The following is a 19,862-nucleotide window of genomic DNA, read 5'->3' on the forward strand; positions in this document are numbered from 1 at the left end:
GATTTATCTGTAAATTTGAGTTTTTCAGGTTTACATGAACAACGCAACGTCCTTAACTCATCCCATCTTTAAAACAATAGGCGAGGTAGCCGATCGGCTTCAGTTGCAAACCTATGTGGTAGGCGGGTTTGTGCGCGACCTGATCTTGAACCGGAAAACTACGGATGTCGATTTTGTTTGTGTGGGCAGTGGTATAAAATTGGCTGAGGCTGTGGCAAAAGCATTGGGTCCGGATGTGCAGGTTCATATTTATAAGAATTTTGGAACGGCCCACATCCCGTATCACGATTTTAACCTGGAGTTTGTTGGTGCCCGAAAGGAATCCTATCGATCGGATTCCCGAAAACCCATTGTTGAAGATGGTACCTTGGAAGACGATCAACTCAGGCGCGACTTCACCATTAACGCGTTGGCAATCAGTTTGAATGCAAGCTCCTTTGGGGAGTTGATTGATCCATTCGATGGAGTGGGCGATATGAAGCGGAAAATTATCCGCACACCGGTTGATCCGGTTGTGACGTTTTCGGATGATCCGCTGCGGATGATGCGAGCCGCACGCTTTGCTTCACAGCTTACCTACGACATTGATCCCGATACCTACGAGGCGATGATCAGCCAGGCTGATCGTATCAAAATTGTTTCGCAGGAGCGTATTACGGATGAGTTAAATAAAATCATTTTAAGTCCGGTGCCCTCGTATGGGTTTAAACTGTTGTTTCATTGTGGATTGTTAAAAATTTTCTTTCCTGAGCTGGTATTACTCCATGGTGTAGAGTATGTAGGCAATCGCGCGCATAAGGATAATTTCTTCCATACGTTGCAGGTGTTGGATAATGTGGCCAAAGTTTCGGATGATTTGTGGTTGCGCTGGGCGGCCATCCTGCACGACATTGCCAAACCACAAACCAAACGCTACGATAAAGAACACGGTTGGACGTTTCACGGTCATGAAGACAGGGGTGCGCGGATGGTTCCGGGAATTTTTCGCAGAATGAAACTCCCGATGAATGATAAGATGACCAAGGTGCAAAACCTGGTGCGATTACATCTTCGTCCGATACCGTTGGCAAAAGAAGTGACCGATTCGGCTATACGTAGGTTGTTGTTCGATGCGGGTGATGATATTGATGACTTGATGAAACTTTGCCGGGCAGACATCACCTCCAAGAACATGCTGAAAGTGGATCGTTTTCTGAAGAACTTTGATTTGGTAGAGAAGAAGATGGCCGAAGTGGAAGAAAAGGATCAGGTACGGAATTTTCAACCACCAGTTACCGGTGATGAGATTATTCGTATTTTCAAATTGACCCCAGGGCCGGTCGTAGGTGAAATTAAGGATCGGATTAAGGAAGCCATCCTGGAGGGTGAAATCCGGAACGATCGGGAGGAGGCCTTAGCTTTTATGCGCAAAATCGCAGAAGAAAAGGGGCTTTCTGAGCTAAAAAATTAACCTTTTCATGCAACGGTTGGGCTGATGAGGTGTCTATTAAACCGGAACTTGTTGTGTTGGATCAGAATATCCTGAATTTGCATCATGATTTACTGGAGCGCTGCCGGGCGGGCGACCAGGATGCGCATTACAGGATTTACAAGCTGTATTCCAGGTCGATGTACAACGTGGCTTACCGGATAACCGGGCGTGAAGATGAAGCCGAGGATGTGTTGCAGGAGTCATTCATCAACGCCTTTCGTAATCTCGACAATTACAGAGGCGATGCCACGTTTGGATCATGGCTGAAACGCATTGTGGTAAACAAGTCGATTAATGCGTTGAAGAAGCGAAGGTTTGAGTTGTTGCCCGAAGGTGAAGATTTTGATTTACCTGAAGAAGAAGGAGAGGAAGTATATAAGGCGGAGCTGACGGTGGATAAAGTGAAGCGCGCCATTGAGTCGCTTCCGGATGGGTATCGGTCGGTGCTTTCGTTGTATTTACTGGAAGGCTACGATCACCAGGAGATTGCTGAGATATTAGGAGTAACCGAATCAACTTCGAAGTCGCAGTTGAATAGATCGAAAAAGAAATTGAAGGAACTGTTAACCGGAATGTTATGAGTAAAAAGTTGGAAGAATTTGTACAGGCCAATCGGCAGGCGTTTGATGACCAGGAGCCATCCGAACGTGTGTGGAAGAATATCAAAACCACTTTTTTTGGTAGCCAATCTTCTGTAAGCCTGATTTTCTGGCGCGCTGCTGCCGTATTTTTTATGGCACTATCGGCTTACTTGTTGTATCCAAAACTCATTCCGGTAAGCGATAACCAGGTTGCGCTGAAAGAATTGCAGGATGTGGAGAAATTCTATTTCCGCGAAATTGCTGATAAAGTGGAGATGATTGAGTCATACCATGGTGAGCCAAACCTGAACGGTTTTACAAACGACTTCAAGCAACTGGAAGCCATGTATGAAGTGTTGAAAGAAGAAATGCGTACGAGCCCAAGTAAAAAAGTAAAGGAGGCGTTGGTGTTGAATTTATTGATTCGTATTGATTTACTGAACCAGCAGCTTCATAAGATTGATCAACAAAATCAGGAAGAAGAAGAGCGTGAGCAGACCGAAGCTTAGTACCCGGTGGTCAACTCAAATGGCTCTTTAGCCGAGTCGATCACTTTACCTTCTTCGCATTTTAAAATCCGGCAAGGGAATTTTTTAATCAGCCCGTAATCATGGGTGGCCATTAATACTGCGGTTCCACTTTTATTGATTTCCTGAAAGACTTTCAGAATGCCGTACGATACTTCCGGATCCAGGTTTCCGGTCGGTTCATCAGCAATCAGGATGGATGGTTCATTTATGAGTGCACGCGCAATGACTACACGCTGCTGCTCGCCACCCGAAAGTTGGTGCGGCATTTTTTTCTCTACAGCGCCTAATCCTACTTTCATCAGCACTTCCTGTAAACGTGTTTTCATTTTGCTGTTGTCATTCCAGCCGGTGGCTTTCATCACAAACAGCAGGTTTTCTGCCACGGTACGATCAGGGAAAAGTTGAAAATCTTGGAAGATGATACCCAGTTTCCTGCGCAACATCGGAACTTCCGAATGTTTAATTCCCCGGATGTTAAAGCCTGCAATTTCGATATCACCCAAACGCAGGGGCAGGTCGGCATACATCGTTTTAAGCAGCGATGATTTACCCGAACCGGTTCTTCCTACCAAAAAAACAAACTCACCTTTTTCAATATCAAAGCTGATGCTTCCCAAAACCGTGTTATGGTCTTGAAAAATGCTGGCTTCTTTAACGCGAACTACGGGATCGGTGGAGAACATGCTTCGGGTTATCCGTTTACTTTTTTGTGATCGGCAAGGAATTTTTCCAGGCCAATGTCTGTGAGCGGATGCTTGAGCAATCCGGTGATTACACTAAGTGGACACGTGGCAACATCGGAACCAATTTCGGCACACTTGATCAGGTGCATGACGTGGCGGATGGAAGCGGCCAATACTTCGGTTTCAAATCCGTAGTTATCATAGATGTGGCGAATCTGGGCAATCAAATCCAAACCATCTTGTGACACATCATCCAATCTTCCGAGAAACGGAGATACATAACTTGCTCCGGCTTTAGCCGCCAAAAGCGCCTGCCCGGCAGAAAAAACCAATGTACAATTGGTGCGAATGCCTTCATTCGAAAAATAGCGCAAGGCTTTTACGCCATCTTTAATCATGGGCACCTTCACCACAATTTTATCATCAATCTTGGCCAGTTCTTTACCTTCTTTAATGATATTTTCGTAATCGGTAGCAATTACTTCAGCGCTTACGTTGTTGTCAACAATATTACAGATGGCTTTGTAATGTGCCTTGATATTATCATGCCCTTTAACGCCTTCTTTAGCCATTAACGAGGGGTTGGTGGTAACGCCATCCAGTACGCCCAGGTCGTAAGCTTCTTTGATTTCGTTCAGATTCGCGGTATCGATAAAAAATTTCATGTGTGGTAGTGGTTTAACAGGGTAAAAATAAGGAATCTGATCGGAGGGGAGAAAATAAAAATGGCAAACCGAACATCGCACCGCTACAACCGCCTACCCTTGCTACCTTCCGGTCCTGGGGGAGTTCAGCAGGAGCTGGTCGTGCCGGCTTGCCGGGTGCAAATATAAAAGGTTTTCCGGTTTTGATTCGGTTAAATTCAGGCGAGACCGGATAAATAGAGGTTGAATTCCAGTGGGTTACAGGTTTCAAACCCATCGGCTTCCAGATCTTCAAAAATTTGCTCATCAAATGTGAGTTCGCGGATGTGTGTTTCGTTCTGCGGAGAAATGGTAATCTCCGTTCCGGTAAACCGATAGGGGTTTACCTTCACCAAAATCCGGATGCCGTCTTCCAATTGTTTTTTAAAATACTGGTGAACAATGTTCTGACTTTTGGGCATGTAAATTTGTTATGTTTAAGCTGTGCAACGTTTAAAAATTCCGGAGAAAATAGAAACGGAGCGATTGGTGCTTCAGCGGCTAAGGTACGAAGATGCCGAGGAAATCTTTTATGCCTACGCCAGCAAGGATGAGGCTACCCGGTTTGTATCGTGGCCAACCCATCAATCCATTCGCGATACCCGTAGTTTTTTACGGTATGCCCGATCAGCCTGGACTGCAGGCCTGGATTTTTCTTTTTCCATACGGTTGAAAGATTCGTTCAGGCTTATTGGTGGCTTTGGAATAATAAATGATTTTGGGAAAATTCAATTCGGGTATATTTTAAGTCCGACCCAATGGGGGAAGGGGTTTGCCACGGAAGCCACGCAAACGGTTTTGCGAATGTTAAAGACACAGCCTGACATCTATCGGATCGGGACGTTTGTGGATGCGGAGAACCTGGCCTCCATACGGGTGTTGGAGAAATGCGGGTTGAAAGAAGAAGCCCGGCTTCCCAACTGGTTTCGGTTTGTCAATCAAGGCAATGAGCCGAAAGACTGCATTTTGTTTACACTTCCGCTTTAACGGGCAGTTCAAACTCGGGTAATGAAACCGAGTTGACCAATTGTTGCTCCAGCAGATTAGCCCAGGCACCCAGGTAGCGAACTACATCTGATTTAATATTATGCTTCAGGTTCCGTTCCTCCAGCGGGAAAGTTCTTAAAATCGTAGGATCGGAAAGTCTCTCCAGGTGTTTCAGATCATCGGCATCAAAGCCAAAGGCAATCATTTCTGAAATCACATCGTCCAGAGGCAGTCCACTGGTAGGGCAGTAATCGTTTAGTTGTTCGTTCCAATCGCCATAGCGTTCCATGGCTCTTCTATGAATTTCGGCTTTGTTTAACCGGGTGATTTCCTGTGCCAGAAAACCACAGTTACAGGAGCCCATATGCCCCCATTGGTATTCGGAACTTTGGGAAAGTTTACGGGCTGTTTTGCGCAAAGCGTCAACGAGTTGTAAAGATGCCTTAGCCATAACCTCACTTTTATTCTATAACCGTTTAACCGGTGATTAAGTTATAAAATAACCTCGATTTGGCCTTGGATTTTGTAATTTCAAACACGCTTCTTATACTTGCCTCACAAAAGTTTACGTCAATGGGTAAAGGCGATAAGAAATCGAAACAAGGAAAACGCTGGAGAGGCTCATACGGTGTATCCCGTAATAAAAAATCGATCAAGGCACGTTTGAAGCGCGCCAGTTCGAAGAAAGTTGGTAAACCTAAGGATGAATCAAAGGCTGAAAAGCCTAAAAAGACAGCACGTAAAAAGGCTGAATAGAATTTTATGATTAATAATTATTCAACTGCATGGTGGTGGCACGGGTTCAAATCGAATCGGTGGATGGCTATGCTTTAGAATAACTGAAAAGTATACATGCGGAAGGCCCGCCCCGATTCAAGGAGCGGGCCTTTTTGTTTTTAATGTAATGAAGAATGAAAATTGAACTGAACGTATTTACAAAAAAGTTATTGGCCGATACCCTCACACCGGTTAACATCTACCTCAAACTGCGGGATGTGTTTGCTGGAAGTATTCTGTTGGAAAGCTCCGACTACCACGGGCATGAAAACAGCTTGTCGTTAATTTGCTGCGACCCGATTGCCTCGTTTGAGGTGGATCAGAATAAAATAAAGATTACTCAACCTGACGGAAAAACCAAAACAGAAACGATCACTGAGCGAGCTCAGGTATTAACGGCACTCGAAAAATTCCGATCTTCTTTCTCCATCAAACAAAATGGAACGAAAGCCACCCCCGGAAGCGGATTGTTTGGTTTTATGGCCTATGATGCGGTTCGGTATTTCGAAGATGTGGATGTTACGCAACGAGAATATCAGGTTCCGGATATTGTCTACAAGCTTTACCGATATGTAATTGTAGTCGATCATTTTTCAAATGAGTTAACCCTTACCGAACATCGGGCCGATGAAGAGGGGAGTACACTTTCGCGGATCGAAAAGCTGATTTACAGTAACCGGTTCTCAACCTATTCTTTCAAAAAAGTGAATGGAGAAACCTCCAACCTGGACGATAACGCGTTCATGGCATCCGTAGAAAAAGGCATTGAACATTGTAACCGGGGTGATGTTTTTCAAATTGTGCTTTCCAGAAGATTTACAACCTCGTTTAAAGGCGATGAATTCAATGTGTACCGTGCGTTACGGTCTATCAACCCATCTCCATACCTGTTTTATTTCGATTATGGTAATTTCAAGTTGTTTGGCTCATCACCGGAGGCGCAATTGAAGGTGAGTAAAAATCAGGCGAGCATTTTTCCGATTGCTGGAACCTTCCGCAGAACGGGCGATGACCAGAAAGATGCAACGCTGGCGAATCAACTTGCTGAAGATGAAAAGGAAAATGCCGAACACATTATGCTGGTTGATCTTGCCCGTAACGACATGAGTCGCCATGCGCATGATGTGAATGTAGCGGTGTTCAAAGAGATACAGTATTATTCGCATGTCATTCACCTCGTTTCAGAAGTAACAGGGAAACTCAACAATCAAACAGAGACTGTAAATATGGCGGCTGCAACTTTTCCTGCGGGCACGTTGTCAGGTGCGCCCAAGCACAAGGCACTTACGTTGATCGATAAATATGAAAATATTAGCCGTGGGTTTTATGGTGGTGCCATCGGCTTTCTCGGTTTTAATGGCGATTTTAACCATGCGATTATGATCCGTACGTTTTTGAGTAAGGATAATGAGCTGATCTATCAAGCCGGGGCAGGTGTGGTTTCCAAATCAAATCCTGAAAGTGAATTAAACGAAGTAAACAATAAGCTTGGTGCATTGCGCAAAGCAATTTTAATGGCTGAAGAAATCTGATCTTATGAAAATTCTGATTCTCGATAACTACGATTCATTTACCTACAACCTCGTGCACATTGTACGCGAACTGAATTACGACTACGATGTATACCGCAATGATAAAATTGCACTTGAAGAAGTTGGCAAGTACGATAAGATCTTATTGTCGCCAGGCCCGGGCATTCCGGATGAAGCAGGAATTATGAAGGCACTTATCAGGACTTACTCGACAACCAAGAGTATTCTGGGGATTTGCCTCGGGCATCAGGGTATTGCTGAAGTGTTTGGTGCTTCGCTGTTTAATATTCCTAAGGTGTTGCATGGGGTTACATCACAGACTTCAGTGACGGATGAAGGTGAAGTTCTTTTTAAAGATTTACCAACAACCTTTCAGGTGTGTCATTATCACTCATGGGCCGTGTCACCTGAATCGTTGACACCTGACTTGATAGTTACCGCCCGAAACACGGAAGGTATGATCATGGGTGTTCGTCATAAAAAATATGATGTGCGTGGACTGCAGTTTCATCCGGAGTCGATTATGACACCGGAAGGACCGAGGATGATGGCAAACTGGTTAAAGAATTGAAGTAGTTATGAAACACGTATTAAATGAATTAATCGACCATCAATCCCTGACCAAGCAGGAAGCCCGGCAAGTGCTGATAGAGTTGGCCTCAGGAAAATACAATCCGAGTCAGATGTCGTCCTTCATGACGGTGTACATGATGCGGAATATTACCGTGGAGGAGTTGGAGGGCTTCCGTGATGCGATGCTGGAGTTGTGTATTCCCGTGCGGGTTGACAGGCCCGTAATGGATGTATGCGGAACGGGCGGTGACGGGAAGAATACCTTTAACATCTCTACGCTTTCTTCTTTTGTAGTGGCAGCAGCCGGTCAGCCCGTAGCCAAGCACGGCAACTATGGCGTGTCCTCTGCGTGTGGTTCTTCTAATGTGCTGGAATATTTTGGATATCAGTTTACCAACGATGTAGATGAATTAAAGCGGAGCCTTGACCGTGCCAATATTTGTTTCATGCACGCACCGTTGTTTCATCCCGCCATGAAAAATGTAGCACCCATCCGAAAGGAGTTGGGTGTAAAAACATTTTTCAACATGCTGGGCCCGATGGTGAATCCTGCGTTTCCATCGCGACAGTTGGTAGGTGTGTTTAGTCTGGAACTGGCGCGCCAATATGGATATTTGTATCAGGATACTGATAAGGACTTTGTTATTCTGCATGGATTGGATGGCTATGATGAAATTTCATTGACAGGTGCTTTTAAGTATTTCTTCAACAAAGGTGAGCGGATCGCCACTCCTGATGATCTGGGATTGCCGCAGGTAAAATATGCGGATATAGCCGGTGGAAATACGGTAGAGGAATCGGCAAAAATTTTTCTGAGCATTCTGGAAGGAAAGGGGACTAAACAACAAAACGCGGCCGTAATCGCCAACGCAGCTATGGCGTTGTTTTGTGCAGATCAGGATGCAGGCATTGAACTTGCGGTAGCCAAAGCCAACGAAGCGCTTACTTCAGGAAAAGCATATGAAGTTTTTAAAAAATTACTGAACACGTGAATATTCTTGAAAAAATAACCGCGCATAAGCGAAAGGAAGTTGCCATACAAAAGGAGAAAGTTCCTTTTGCGGTGCTGGAGAAGGAAGTTAGTTTTTCACGAACGTGTATTTCGTTGGTACAGCGTTTAAAACAACCTGGTGCTTCCGGCATCATTGCTGAGATCAAGCGGAAGTCGCCATCACAAGGTATAATTCATCCGAATGTGTTGGTGGATGAGATTGCCTTGGGATATGCAGCTGCCGGATGTTCAGGGCTATCTGTGCTAACCGATTTTGAATTTTTTGGTGGAACTTCGGATGATTTAGTTGCTGCCCGAAAAGTGGTTGATGTGCCGGTGCTGCGAAAAGATTTTATCGTGGATGAATATCAAATTACAGAGGCCAAAGCTATCGGGGCTGATGTGATCCTGCTGATTGCTGCTTGTCTGGAACCCGAGAAAATTAAATGGTTCACGTCTGTTGCACACGGATTGGGGTTAGAGGTTTTATTGGAGGTCCATGATGAAGCCGAGTTGATGAGCAACCTGGACTCAGGTGCTGATTTATTGGGCGTTAACAACAGGAATCTGAAAACGTTTGAAGTGTCGGTTGATGTATCACGTAGGCTGGCTGAGAAAATTCCTTCTTCTTTTGTTAAAATTTCGGAAAGTGGAATTGATCAGGTGAACACGGTGCTTGAACTTAGAGAATATGGATACGAAGGTTTTTTAATGGGACAAAATTTTATGAAGCATGAAAGGCCGGAGGTGGCGTGTAGGAAGTTTGTTGAGGAGTTGAGGGCAGGTAAGTGAGATACGCCCTTCGGGAGCCTCAGGGCTCGGGTTGTGAAGATAATTAGTTAATGAAAAGTATGGTCAAGTTGAAGATTTGTGGCATGAGAGATGAGTCCAATATTCAGGAAGTCGGAAAACTGCTTCCGGATTATATGGGGTTTATATTTTATCCACCATCACCACGGTATGTGGGTGATGATTTTCAGCTGCCTGCTGATTTGAATCCATCGATTAATCGGGTGGGGGTTTTTGTGAATGAACGAGTGGATCGGATAATTGAGTTATGTTCGAAGCATAATCTTTCACATGTGCAGCTTCATGGCGATGAACCAGTGGCGGTCTGTGAGCAATTGAAGGTTGAGGGATTAAAGATGATTAAGGTTTTTAGGATTGGATCAGATTTTGATTTTTCAGTCACACGGCCTTACAAGGAAGTTGTAGATTATTTTCTATTTGATGCAAAGGGAAAACACTACGGTGGCAATGCACAGGTATTCGATTGGTCGATACTGGAAGGGTGCGATCAGGAAATTCCGTTTTTTTTAAGCGGAGGGTTAACGGTCGAGAACATTCAGTACGTTCAACGGTTGAAACAGATGAACCTGCATGCGCTTGACTTAAACAGTGGGGTCGAGGATTCTCCGGGTGTTAAGAATGTTTTACGGATTAAAGAAGCTGTTAGGCAAATTAGAAAACTATAATATGAACCACATAGACACATAGAACACATAGATTATTTTGAACAATTCCTTATGTGACCTTATGTGTCTATGTGGTTTAAAAATCAGGTAGGATAAAGAGCATATGTAAATTAAAAATTATGAATTACCACGTTGATGAAAAAGGATATTTCGGAAATTTTGGCGGAGCCTACATTCCCGAAATGCTGTATCCAAACATTGAAGAACTTCGGGAGAATTACCTGAGCATCATTCAGCATGATTCTTTTCAGCAAGAGTTTCATCAGCTACTTCGGGATTACGTTGGCCGCCCCACTCCGTTATATTTTGCTGCCCGCCTATCGGAACAATACCGTGCAAAAATTTACCTGAAGCGCGAAGACCTGTGCCATACCGGTGCGCATAAGATTAACAATACCATTGGTCAGATATTATTAGCCAAGCGTTTAGGTAAGCAAAAGATCATTGCTGAGACCGGTGCTGGTCAGCATGGTGTGGCCACCGCTACCGTGTGTGCCTTGATGGGCATGGAATGCATTGTGTATATGGGTCAACTGGATATGGAACGCCAACGACCCAATGTAGAACGCATGCGCATCCTCGGTACAAAAGTAGTTCCGGCCACTTCGGGTAACATGACGCTGAAAGACGCTACCAACGAAGCCATGCGCCACTGGATTAACCATCCAACCGATACACACTATATTATAGGGTCGGTTGTTGGCCCTCATCCATATCCCGATATGGTGGCTCGCTTTCAATCGGTTATCAGTGAGGAGATGAAAAAGCAATTGCTGGAAAAGGAAGGTAATCCGTATCCGGATTATGTATTGGCCTGTGTAGGTGGCGGGTCAAATGCTGCGGGCGCTTTCTATCATTTTCTTAACGATGAACATGTACATTTGATTGGTATCGAAGCTGCCGGTCATGGATTAACCTCCGGTGAGTCTGCGGCAACGACTGTGTTAGGTAAACAGGGTGTGTTGCATGGAAGTAAAACGTTATTGATGCAAACCGAAGATGGCCAGGTGGAAGAGCCGTACTCCATCTCTGCCGGTCTCGATTACCCGGGTATTGGTCCGCAACACGCACATTTGTTTGAAACCGGTCGTGTGCAGTTCCTAAGTGCCACGGATGATGAGGCCATGAAGGCTGGCATTGAATTGAGTCGCACGGAAGGCATTATTCCGGCTATCGAAACGGCACATGCCATTGCGGTATTGAGTAAAATGGAATTTAATCCGGATGATGTGGTGGTTGTAAATCTATCCGGAAGGGGAGATAAGGATTTGGAGACATATATTCGGTGGGGGAAGTATTAGGATTTACGATTTTGGATTGTTGATTTTTGATTTATGAGAAATGCTATTAAGATTTTTGTTTTGTTCAATCTGGCGATTGCCGCATGTACAGGAAATGAAAAGTCAACAAGTGGTTTGAATAAAGAAGCCTATGTTGCGGAGATTAAAGAATGGCAACAAAAGCGAAATGCGTATCAGGTAAGTGAACAAGGTTGGGTAAACCTGGCGGGGTTGTTTTGGCTGAAGGAAGGAATCAATACGTTTGGTAGCGGAGCAAATAACGATCTGGTTTTTCCGGAAGGCAGCATTGCTGAACAGGGCGGCTTTATGTTGCTGAAACAAGGTGAGATTACCATCGAAGCAGCACCGGGTGTGGAGATTATGCTTAATGATGCAATGCGTTCATCGGGCATTGTTTATCATCCGGATTCGGCAAGGGTGACTGTAGCGCATGGTTCATTGCGTTGGTTTGTTATCAGGCGCGATGATAAATATGGTGTACGGTTGCGCGACTTTGAAAATCCGTTACTAAAATCCTTTATTCCGATTGAATATTTTCCGATTGATCCGAACTGGCGATTGGAAGGCAGAATAGCATGGGCTGATTCTTCGCGCACCATTGAAATTACCAATGTGTTGGGGCAGACTGGTCCGCAACGTTCAGTAGGTACATTGGTATTTGAATACGAGGACAAGGAATACACACTGGATGCATTGGATGAAGGAGGCGATGAGTTTTTCATCATTTTTGGAGACGAGACAAACGCCAGGGAAACATATGGAGCAGGAAGGTATATGTATGTGCCCGTTCCGAAAGAAGGCGATCGTGTAATCATCGATTTCAATAAAGCCTACAATCCGCCTTGTGCCTTTACCGAATTTGCCACTTGTCCGTTGCCCCCAAAACAAAATGTATTACCGTTTGCCATCCCGGCAGGAGAGAAGAACTATGGAACACATTGAGACGATGAATCGCATTGAAGAACTTTTTTCAAAGAAGAAACAGAATATCCTGTCGGTATTCTTTACCGCGGGTTTCCCATCATTGAATGATACCGGAACGATTGCGTTGAGTTTGCAACAAGCCGGTGTCAACCTGATTGAAATTGGTATTCCGTTTTCCGATCCCATAGCCGATGGCCCGGTGATTCAGCAGAGCAGCAAACAAGCTATTGATAACGGCATGACGCTGAAGCTTTTGTTGGAGCAGGTGCGTGAACTCCGCAAGCAAGTGCACATACCGATCATTTTAATGGGGTACCTGAATCCGGTGATGCAATATGGAATGGAGAAATTTTTTACCGATGCCGCCCATGCAGGAGTAGACGGGCTCATCTTACCCGATATGCCATTTGATGAGTATGAATCGGTTTACAAACAGTCGATGGAACAAGCGGGGCTGCGAAATATTTTTCTGATCTCACCCACAACGTCAGAAGCCCGTATCCGAAAAATTGATGAGGCTACCAACGCGTTTATTTACGCAGTATCATCCTCCAGCACAACCGGTGCGAGAGAAGGATTCCAAACGGAACAGATACAATACTTTGAGCGATTGAAAAAATTGAATCTGAAAAATTCATTTTTAATCGGCTTTGGGGTTTCTAATGCCAATACGTTTTCTACAGCCTGTGCATATGGAGCGGGTGCTATTGTGGGTAGCGCGTTTATTAATATGCTTAAGCAGTCGAACGATATTCCTGCTGATATTCAGAATTTTGTATCCTTACTTAAGGGCAAAGCTTCGTGACCTTTGTGCCTACTTGGTGCCTTTGTGGTTTAATAGATTTGCTGCTAAGGAGCTCAGAATAAAATACGCAAGTGGCTTCACTTGATGGATCAGAACTCATAGATTTCCTGTAAATTTAATGAGCTAAATCTCAGATAATGAAAAACATGTTCCTTGCTGTATTGGTGTTACTTGTTTCATGTTCACCAAAACAGGATAAAACTGATTCTTCTACACCACACGATCGCCTGATCAGTTTATTTGATTCAATCGAAAAATTCGATGAATCATCAGAAGACAGCGTTTCACGCGGTCAACACCCGAAAGGGGCCTGGTCATCCATCGCGGAATCGGCACAGCAACAACGTGCAGATAGTCTTGAAAAATTTATTGAACAAGTAAAGGCCATTAATGATGCATCACTTGATGAGCAAGACCGCATCAGCAAACAGTTGATGATTATGGACCTGCAGGATCAGGTTGATCGCATTCGTTACCGCATGTACCTGATTCCATTCAACGCTGAAGGAGGCTTTTATAATTCCATGGGCTATTCCTTTTCGCGGTGGCCCTTCAAAACCGTTGACGATTACAACGGCTACCTGGGATGGTTGCCTAACTATGAAAAGCGGTTGCGTGAAAACCTCGACTTACTGAAACAAGGCGTGAAGGACGGCATTGTTGCGCCAAAGGTAATTGTGAACAATACGCTTGCGCTGATGAAGCCCTACGTAGTTTCTGATTATAAACAACTGATGTTTTATACTCCGCTTGCCACGCTTCCTGAAAACATGGATGAAACGGACAGGCAGTCGGTGTTGCAAAAAGCAGACGCAGTCGTGTCATCGCTTCAGCGCACCTATCAGGAGCTATACGCCTACATGGGCAGCGACTACCTGCAAGCTGCACGTGAGCAACCCGGTGTTTCGTTTATTCCCGGTGGTAAGGAGTACTATGAAAACAGAGTACATCATTTCTCTACGCTTCCGCTAACGCCTGATTCGGTACATAATCTTGGCTTGGCGGAAGTGGCGCGTATTCGTTCAGCTATGGAAGCTGTTATCAAAGAAGTGAACTTTAAAGGATCGTTTGTCGACTTCCTGCATTTTCTGCGCACCGATCCGCAGTTCTACGCCAAAACACCACAAGAATTGCTCAACTATGCTTCATGGTTAAGCAAAAAAGCAGAGGCAGGCTTGCCCAAGCTTTTTGATAAACTCTACAGCCTGCCGTTTACAGTTGAACCTGTTCCTGATGCCATCGCGCCAACCTACACCGGTGGACGGTATGTGCCGGGTTCATGGGATGGTAAGCGTGCGGGAATTTATTGGGTGAACACCTATAACCTGAAAAGCAGAACCTTGTATACGTTACCCGCGCTAACGCTGCACGAGGCTGTACCCGGCCATCACCTGCAAATTATGTTGGCGGCTGAGTTAAAGGACTTGCCCCGCTTCCGCACACGCTATTACATCAGCGCGTTTGGTGAAGGTTGGGGCTTGTACAGTGAATATCTGGGCGAGGAGATGGGCATGTATGCAACCCCTTACGATATGTTCGGGCGTTATACCTATGAGATGTGGCGCGCCTGCCGGTTGGTGGTGGATACCGGCATTCATTACAAAGGGTGGACACGCGAACAGGCGTTGAATTACCTGGCAGAAAATACCGCGTTGTCGATACATGAAGTAACCACCGAAATTGATCGGTATATTGGTTGGCCCGGACAGGCGTTGAGTTATAAGATTGGCGAAATAAAAATTAAAGCCCTGCGAAAGAAAGCGGAAGAGGCATTGGGAGATCAGTTTAAGATCGGTGCCTTTCATCAGGCCATTCTTCAAAACGGCTCCGTGCCGCTAACCGTTTTGGAAGCACAGATTGATGCGTATATTGAGCAGAAGTTAAATCCAAAATCCGAAATCTAAAATCCAAAATCTGTTATGACGGTTTACGGAATTAAAAACTGCAACACGGTAAAGTCCGCCCTCGACTGGCTGAAGAAGAAAAAAATTGAATTCGATTTTCACGATTATAAATCGAAAGGCATTACCGAAGCCAAACTGAAAGCCTGGTGCAAACAGGTAGGGTGGGAGAGCCTGGTAAACAAACGTGGCACCACCTGGCGCCAGTTGGATGAAGCCACACAAAAGAAAATTACCTCAGAAAAAGCAGCCATTGCCCTGATGCTGGAAAAGACCAGTGTGATTAAACGGCCGTTGATTGAGGAAGATGGCAAAGTGCTGGCGTTGGGGTTTGATGAAGGGGTATATAATAATACATTTTAAAACTGGAGAGTAACCTTGTTTGATTAACCACATAGACACATAGAGCACATAGTTGGTTTTGCCATTTTTCTATGTGTACTTATGTGCCTATGTGGTTATAATATTTAAATCAGAAAGGCATACCAAGTCTTCCTTTAGGCATAGGAGAAACTCCTATTTGAACTACCAACAGGATTCTGTTATATTTAATGACATAAATCCATTCCCCTTAAAGCAACAAGCCATGAAAACACTGCTTGCAAGTATTCTCCTGCTGCTGCCGTTCAGTGAAGACGGCCGCGGACTGATCATGAAAGAAGATCTGGTGATGCTGGTAATTGACCAGCAAACCACGAAAGAAGAACTGGATGCCTACAAAACCCGGCTGAAGAAAGAGCGGAACATCACACTAAGCTATTACCTGACGTTTGATCGCAAGAATAAGCTCCGCGAAATAAGCCTGAGGGTTGATTGCAACGATGGCTTTAAAGGTTCACTCATACGTACCCTGCGTAAGAAAGATAAAATAGGCTTTTACCGGATTTTTGAGGAAGGCTACGAAACTCCATTTATGGTGGGCAACCTGCCGGGCATTTATGATTTGAAATAGCAGACGCTTTATGTAATGGAAATATGTGCAATTGTATATATACAATTGTTGGCATCAATTTGAAAAACTAATGGCGATACCAGAAGCACAATTACAAGCTTGGTCAAATCAAGGAGCGACAACGTCATCGGCTAATACATACAACTCAATTAAGACTTGTATTGAAGGAAATAATTGGAAGGACGATATAAGCTTCAATATATACTTGCAAGGTTCTTATCGAAACTCCACTAATATTCGAGGAGATAGTGATGTGGATGTAGTTGTTGAGTTTAGTTCTGTGTTTTATTCAAACAAGAATGAATTGCCACCTCAACAATTGAATGAATTCAATGAGTACTATTCAGATGGAAAATATACTCTTGACTCTTTTAAGGAGGCCGTCATAAAGAGATTGCAGGATTATTATGGAGAAAATTATGTTGAGGTAGGCAACAAATCCATTAAAGTTCTTGCTAATTCAGGAAGATTAGATTGTGATGTTGTCTGTTGTGCAGAATATAGAGAATACAAAAGTTTTAACAAGACGAATACTTCTAATTACGCACCAGGTGTAATTTTTTGGACAAATAATACAAATGAGAAAGTTGTGAACTTTCCTAAGCTACATTTTGATAATGGAGCCTCAAAAAATCAAAGTTGTAATTCACACTACAAACCATCTATCAGAATAATTAAGAATATAAAGACAAGACTTGTTAGTAGCGGAATAATTCCGAGTTCTCTTGCGCCTTCCTATTTTATAGAGGGCCTATTTTATAATATGCCAAATAGTAATTTTCTGCACAGCACACATCAATCTAGAATACTAGCCTGTTTAAATACATTTCATAGTTATACTGACTTAGAATTAGAAAATTTAGTTTGTCAAAATAGACAAAGATATTTATTTGGTCAATCTGACCAACAATGGAATACTAGTGAGTGTAAAACATTTAGAAATCATTTAATCAAATTTTGGAATGAATACTAATGAGTGAAAAGAAATTAAATATTCTAGTTTTAGATGGAGGTGGCTCTAAGGGAGTCTACACGATTGGTGTTTTAAAAGAACTCGAACTTAAGCTAGGAAAACCCTTGCATGAACATTTTGGCTTAATATTCGGCACTAGTACAGGTTCAATTATTGCAGCTCTTATTGGCCTCGGCTATAAAGTTCCAGAGATCGAGAAACTTTACATAGATCTCATTCCTAAAATAATGTCCAAGACATCAAAAAAAGGAAGAAGTAAAGCACTCAAAGAAGAAGCTCAAAAATTACTCGGTACTCAGAAATTTGATGCATTTAAGACAAACATTGGAATTGTCGCTTTAAATTTTGAAACACAGATGCCCTTAATCTTTAAGACTGATATTCAGCAAGCCCATGGAATGAAACAATCATTTAAGGCAGGATTTGACTGTACCATTGAAACGGCAGTGAGGTGCTCAAGCGCTGCATATCCATTCTTTGAAAAAATGAAAATAGTTACCGAGAATCATGGCGTAATAGAGGTTGTTGATGGTGGCTTTATAGCAAACAACTCAACCTTGTATTCGATGATAGATGCCTATAAAGCTTTAAATTATAATGAATCAGATATACGACTACTTAATGTTGGGGTTGGGCAATATGTTGAAAATAAATCGGGACTGAAACATCAGTTTTTAAAGCTATTTGGAATATTTAACTTTATCGAAAGAGTTCTCACAGCCAGCACAAACAGTAATACCATTATTACTAAACTTTTATTTCCAGATTTAAATATTTTAAGAATAAGTGAAGCTTTTCCCGAACCAAAACATGGCACTAACATGCTTGAATCAGATATTGGTAAGCTAAATAAAATGATTCAACTAGGAAGATCCTCATATGCTAAATATGAAAAGGATATCATTAAGTTATTCGACTTAAAATGAAAAGAAATGTAATAAATCTTTTTATGTGGGGTTACCAACAACACGTTCAAATATCTATTCAAGTCACAGCTGAAAGTCTTTTTAACGAAATTGATAAACGATTAAAACCAAAGACTTTTTTGTTGGGAGTCCTTGTTGATCACCGTGACGATCGTCATCCGATTTGTTTAGAACCAGAGGACTGTGGATATAATGTAAAACCATTTCAAGAAATTACTTCACTCGCCAGTGAGCTTGAGAAAGTAGATGAAGAAAAAAAGATCTTTCATAGTCACCCTATTGCTCAAGAAAATCACAATAACAGAATTAGCAATAAAGCATATGTTGAGGCAATAGCGAAAATTCTTAGGAAAGAAGATTTATATGGAGACACAGAGAAGTTTATTTCATACCCGTGCTATGTTGAAGGGTATTTGGTATTTGTAGTACTTGAAATTAATAAAGAAGGTTTAAGCCATCATTACTCTTTGACAAAGGACAGATTTCAAGATAGATATAAAATTAGCCGGTCTTTCATTGAAAGTAATATTGACACTTTTTTAAAGGAATGCTCGAATGCCCTTAAAGATCCAAATAGAGGAATAGGAGCAATAGAAAGACAAACATCAGAATTACTAACTGAGTCAGCCAAGCAGTTTATGTATACTGTATCAAATGTTGGGAATAATTTTGATGGACTGCATGGTTTGTATGATGCTTGTAACATCATTTCATCCTTAAAATACGAAGGAGCTGAAGGACTTGGTACATTGGTAGTTGCTAAAAAAGGACATCCAAGTATCAAGATTACTCTGGAGTTGGAGAATCCTATCCCAATAAGAGACTATAGAAAAGTACGCAAATTCTTAGAGCTCTCCGACAACGATTCGATTATTGTATCTGATTCAGCTCTGATTTATGGCCTTGGAGAAATTCGAGGGCGATACAATCCAAAATCCGAGTCATTATTCACGATAAATTTCACAAAACACTACCAATGGACACTTTACCATGATAACAACCCATTGATGTCGGTTTCATATAGAGAACCAAGATTACCAAGTGAAAAAATTGATATGGATAAATTCTTTAGTGATTTCAGAAGAATATTTGCAGGTATAAGTAATGAGCAAATAGATCAATTATGGGATATTACATTGGAAGCAACCCTTCAAAAGCATGGTACTATGCTGATTATTACAGATTCTGCTAAGCAAGAGTCTGAGAGGCTTGGTAATCAATGCTTTAAAATTAAGCCGCTAAAGACTGAAAAGAATTTTGTACAACAAATAACATCTATTGACGGTGGTATTTTGGTTGACCGAGATTCAACCTGTCATGCTATTGGGGTTATTCTAGATGGAATTGCCACCGACAAAGGAGATTCTTCAAGAGGTTCGAGGTACAATTCAGCAATTCGCTACTATGAATATATGGGAATTCAAAGCCCAACAGCAATAGTTGTTATTTCAGAAGATGGTATGATTAATATAGTACCAAATCTTCGGCCTCAAATAAAGCATTCGGTAATCATTGACTCCATTAAAAATTTAAGCGATTTAAGCTTGGAGAGCGAACCTAACAGAAAAGATTTTAATCAATTAATGAGCTTTTTTAAGAGTGTTGAATTTTATTTAAGTCAAGAAGAATGCCTTAAAATAAATGAACTAAGAAAAAAAATCGAACACAATGAATCGGATGTTGAAAGTGTTCGAATTGTTTACAACGATTTAAAACCAAATGAGGAAATGAATGAATCTTACTATGTAAAAGAATAAAAAACTGATGCCAACAACACCTATACGCAATGCCCTACGG

The 19,862-nt window shown here is 42.7% G+C and carries 23 protein-coding genes and 1 other RNA gene; 19 read left to right on the plus strand and 5 right to left on the minus strand.

Features of this window, described 5'->3' with window-relative positions; all coding sequences use genetic code 11:
- The first annotated feature begins 34 nt into the window (after positions 1-34).
- Genes QY309_06415 through QY309_06425 form a run of 3 tightly spaced genes read left to right on the plus strand, consistent with a single transcriptional unit; the run spans position 35 to position 2,561 of the window.
- The gene (locus QY309_06415) at positions 35-1,450 is read left to right on the plus strand and encodes an HD domain-containing protein (GenBank protein WKZ61112.1); all 1,416 of its coding nucleotides are present in this window, start codon (positions 35-37) and stop codon (positions 1,448-1,450) included.
- Between the two features lie 53 nt (positions 1,451-1,503).
- Positions 1,504-2,052 carry an RNA polymerase sigma factor gene (locus tag QY309_06420; GenBank protein WKZ61113.1) on the plus strand — a complete coding sequence of 183 codons (549 nt, stop codon included), beginning with the start codon at positions 1,504-1,506 and terminating at the stop codon, positions 2,050-2,052.
- The gene (locus QY309_06425; GenBank protein ID WKZ61114.1) at positions 2,049-2,561 is read left to right on the plus strand and encodes a hypothetical protein; all 513 of its coding nucleotides are present in this window, start codon (positions 2,049-2,051) and stop codon (positions 2,559-2,561) included. The genes QY309_06420 and QY309_06425 overlap by 4 nt, the downstream gene beginning before the upstream one ends.
- On the opposite strand, the gene QY309_06430 is transcribed toward QY309_06425, so the two are convergent.
- The 4 genes from QY309_06430 to QY309_06445 all read right to left on the minus strand — a co-directional run bounded on the left by QY309_06430 (position 2,558) and on the right by QY309_06445 (position 4,370).
- A complete protein-coding gene (locus QY309_06430) occupies positions 2,558-3,265 on the minus strand; it encodes an ATP-binding cassette domain-containing protein (GenBank protein WKZ61115.1) in 708 nt (235 codons plus the stop codon). The genes QY309_06425 and QY309_06430 overlap by 4 nt on opposite strands.
- A gap of 8 nt (positions 3,266-3,273) precedes the next feature.
- Positions 3,274-3,930: a fructose-6-phosphate aldolase gene (fsa, locus tag QY309_06435; GenBank protein ID WKZ61116.1), complete on the minus strand. Its 657-nt coding sequence runs from the start codon at positions 3,928-3,930 to the stop codon at positions 3,274-3,276.
- A gap of 59 nt (positions 3,931-3,989) precedes the next feature.
- Positions 3,990-4,084: signal recognition particle sRNA small type (gene ffs, locus QY309_06440), an RNA gene on the minus strand.
- Positions 4,085-4,127: 43 nt separating this feature from the next.
- A complete protein-coding gene (locus tag QY309_06445; protein ID WKZ61117.1) occupies positions 4,128-4,370 on the minus strand; it encodes a hypothetical protein in 243 nt (80 codons plus the stop codon).
- A gap of 22 nt (positions 4,371-4,392) precedes the next feature.
- Here QY309_06445 and QY309_06450 point away from each other — a divergent pair, with 22 nt between their 5' ends.
- Entirely contained in the window at positions 4,393-4,935 is a 543-nt protein-coding gene (locus QY309_06450) for a GNAT family N-acetyltransferase (GenBank protein ID WKZ61118.1), read from the plus strand.
- Here QY309_06450 and QY309_06455 read toward each other — a convergent pair.
- Positions 4,919-5,386 carry a hypothetical protein gene (locus QY309_06455; protein WKZ61119.1) on the minus strand — a complete coding sequence of 156 codons (468 nt, stop codon included), beginning with the start codon at positions 5,384-5,386 and terminating at the stop codon, positions 4,919-4,921. The two genes, QY309_06450 and QY309_06455, sit on opposite strands and share 17 nt — an antisense overlap.
- A gap of 59 nt (positions 5,387-5,445) precedes the next feature.
- On the opposite strand from QY309_06455, the gene QY309_06460 reads away from it, so the two are divergent.
- From QY309_06460 to QY309_06530, 15 genes are all read left to right on the plus strand, one after another.
- A complete protein-coding gene (locus QY309_06460) occupies positions 5,446-5,691 on the plus strand; it encodes a 30S ribosomal protein THX (protein WKZ61120.1) in 246 nt (81 codons plus the stop codon).
- Between the two features lie 155 nt (positions 5,692-5,846).
- Positions 5,847-7,244, plus strand: a complete 1,398-nt coding sequence (locus QY309_06465) for an anthranilate synthase component I family protein (protein WKZ61121.1) — start codon at positions 5,847-5,849, stop codon at positions 7,242-7,244.
- Between the two features lie 4 nt (positions 7,245-7,248).
- Positions 7,249-7,815, plus strand: coding sequence for an aminodeoxychorismate/anthranilate synthase component II (locus QY309_06470; GenBank protein ID WKZ61122.1), 567 nt, complete (start codon positions 7,249-7,251; stop codon positions 7,813-7,815).
- A gap of 7 nt (positions 7,816-7,822) precedes the next feature.
- Positions 7,823-8,809 (plus strand): anthranilate phosphoribosyltransferase, encoded by a 987-nt coding sequence (trpD, locus tag QY309_06475; protein WKZ61123.1) that lies wholly within the window; start codon positions 7,823-7,825, stop codon positions 8,807-8,809.
- Positions 8,806-9,600 carry an indole-3-glycerol phosphate synthase TrpC gene (gene trpC / locus QY309_06480; GenBank protein WKZ61124.1) on the plus strand — a complete coding sequence of 265 codons (795 nt, stop codon included), beginning with the start codon at positions 8,806-8,808 and terminating at the stop codon, positions 9,598-9,600. The genes trpD and trpC overlap by 4 nt, the downstream gene beginning before the upstream one ends.
- Positions 9,601-9,659: 59 nt before the next feature.
- Entirely contained in the window at positions 9,660-10,283 is a 624-nt protein-coding gene (locus tag QY309_06485; GenBank protein ID WKZ61125.1) for a phosphoribosylanthranilate isomerase, read from the plus strand.
- 119 nt (positions 10,284-10,402) lie between these two features.
- Entirely contained in the window at positions 10,403-11,584 is a 1,182-nt protein-coding gene (gene trpB, locus QY309_06490; GenBank protein WKZ61126.1) for a tryptophan synthase subunit beta, read from the plus strand.
- Positions 11,585-11,617: 33 nt separating this feature from the next.
- A complete protein-coding gene (locus QY309_06495; protein WKZ61127.1) occupies positions 11,618-12,526 on the plus strand; it encodes a DUF1684 domain-containing protein in 909 nt (302 codons plus the stop codon).
- Positions 12,513-13,313, plus strand: a complete 801-nt coding sequence (gene trpA, locus QY309_06500) for a tryptophan synthase subunit alpha (GenBank protein ID WKZ61128.1) — start codon at positions 12,513-12,515, stop codon at positions 13,311-13,313. Before QY309_06495 ends, trpA begins: the two co-directional genes overlap by 14 nt.
- 137 nt (positions 13,314-13,450) lie before the next feature.
- On the plus strand, positions 13,451-15,217 hold the full coding sequence (locus QY309_06505; protein WKZ61129.1) for a DUF885 domain-containing protein: 1,767 nt from the start codon (positions 13,451-13,453) through the stop codon (positions 15,215-15,217).
- A 15-nt stretch (positions 15,218-15,232) separates the two neighbouring features.
- Complete coding sequence (locus QY309_06510; GenBank protein WKZ61130.1) at positions 15,233-15,577, plus strand: ArsC family reductase; 345 nt, start codon at positions 15,233-15,235, stop codon at positions 15,575-15,577.
- Positions 15,578-15,800: 223 nt separating this feature from the next.
- Entirely contained in the window at positions 15,801-16,166 is a 366-nt protein-coding gene (locus QY309_06515) for a hypothetical protein (GenBank protein ID WKZ61131.1), read from the plus strand.
- 70 nt (positions 16,167-16,236) lie between these two features.
- A complete protein-coding gene (locus QY309_06520; protein WKZ61132.1) occupies positions 16,237-17,139 on the plus strand; it encodes a nucleotidyltransferase in 903 nt (300 codons plus the stop codon).
- Positions 17,139-18,065 carry a patatin-like phospholipase family protein gene (locus QY309_06525; GenBank protein WKZ61133.1) on the plus strand — a complete coding sequence of 309 codons (927 nt, stop codon included), beginning with the start codon at positions 17,139-17,141 and terminating at the stop codon, positions 18,063-18,065. Before QY309_06520 ends, QY309_06525 begins: the two co-directional genes overlap by 1 nt.
- A complete protein-coding gene (locus tag QY309_06530) occupies positions 18,062-19,822 on the plus strand; it encodes a hypothetical protein (GenBank protein ID WKZ61134.1) in 1,761 nt (586 codons plus the stop codon). The genes QY309_06525 and QY309_06530 overlap by 4 nt, the downstream gene beginning before the upstream one ends.
- The last annotated feature ends 40 nt before the right edge of the window (positions 19,823-19,862 follow it).

It is taken from the genome of Cyclobacteriaceae bacterium, assembly GCA_030584025.1.
In the GTDB taxonomy this organism is placed as follows: domain Bacteria; phylum Bacteroidota; class Bacteroidia; order Cytophagales; family Cyclobacteriaceae; genus UBA2336.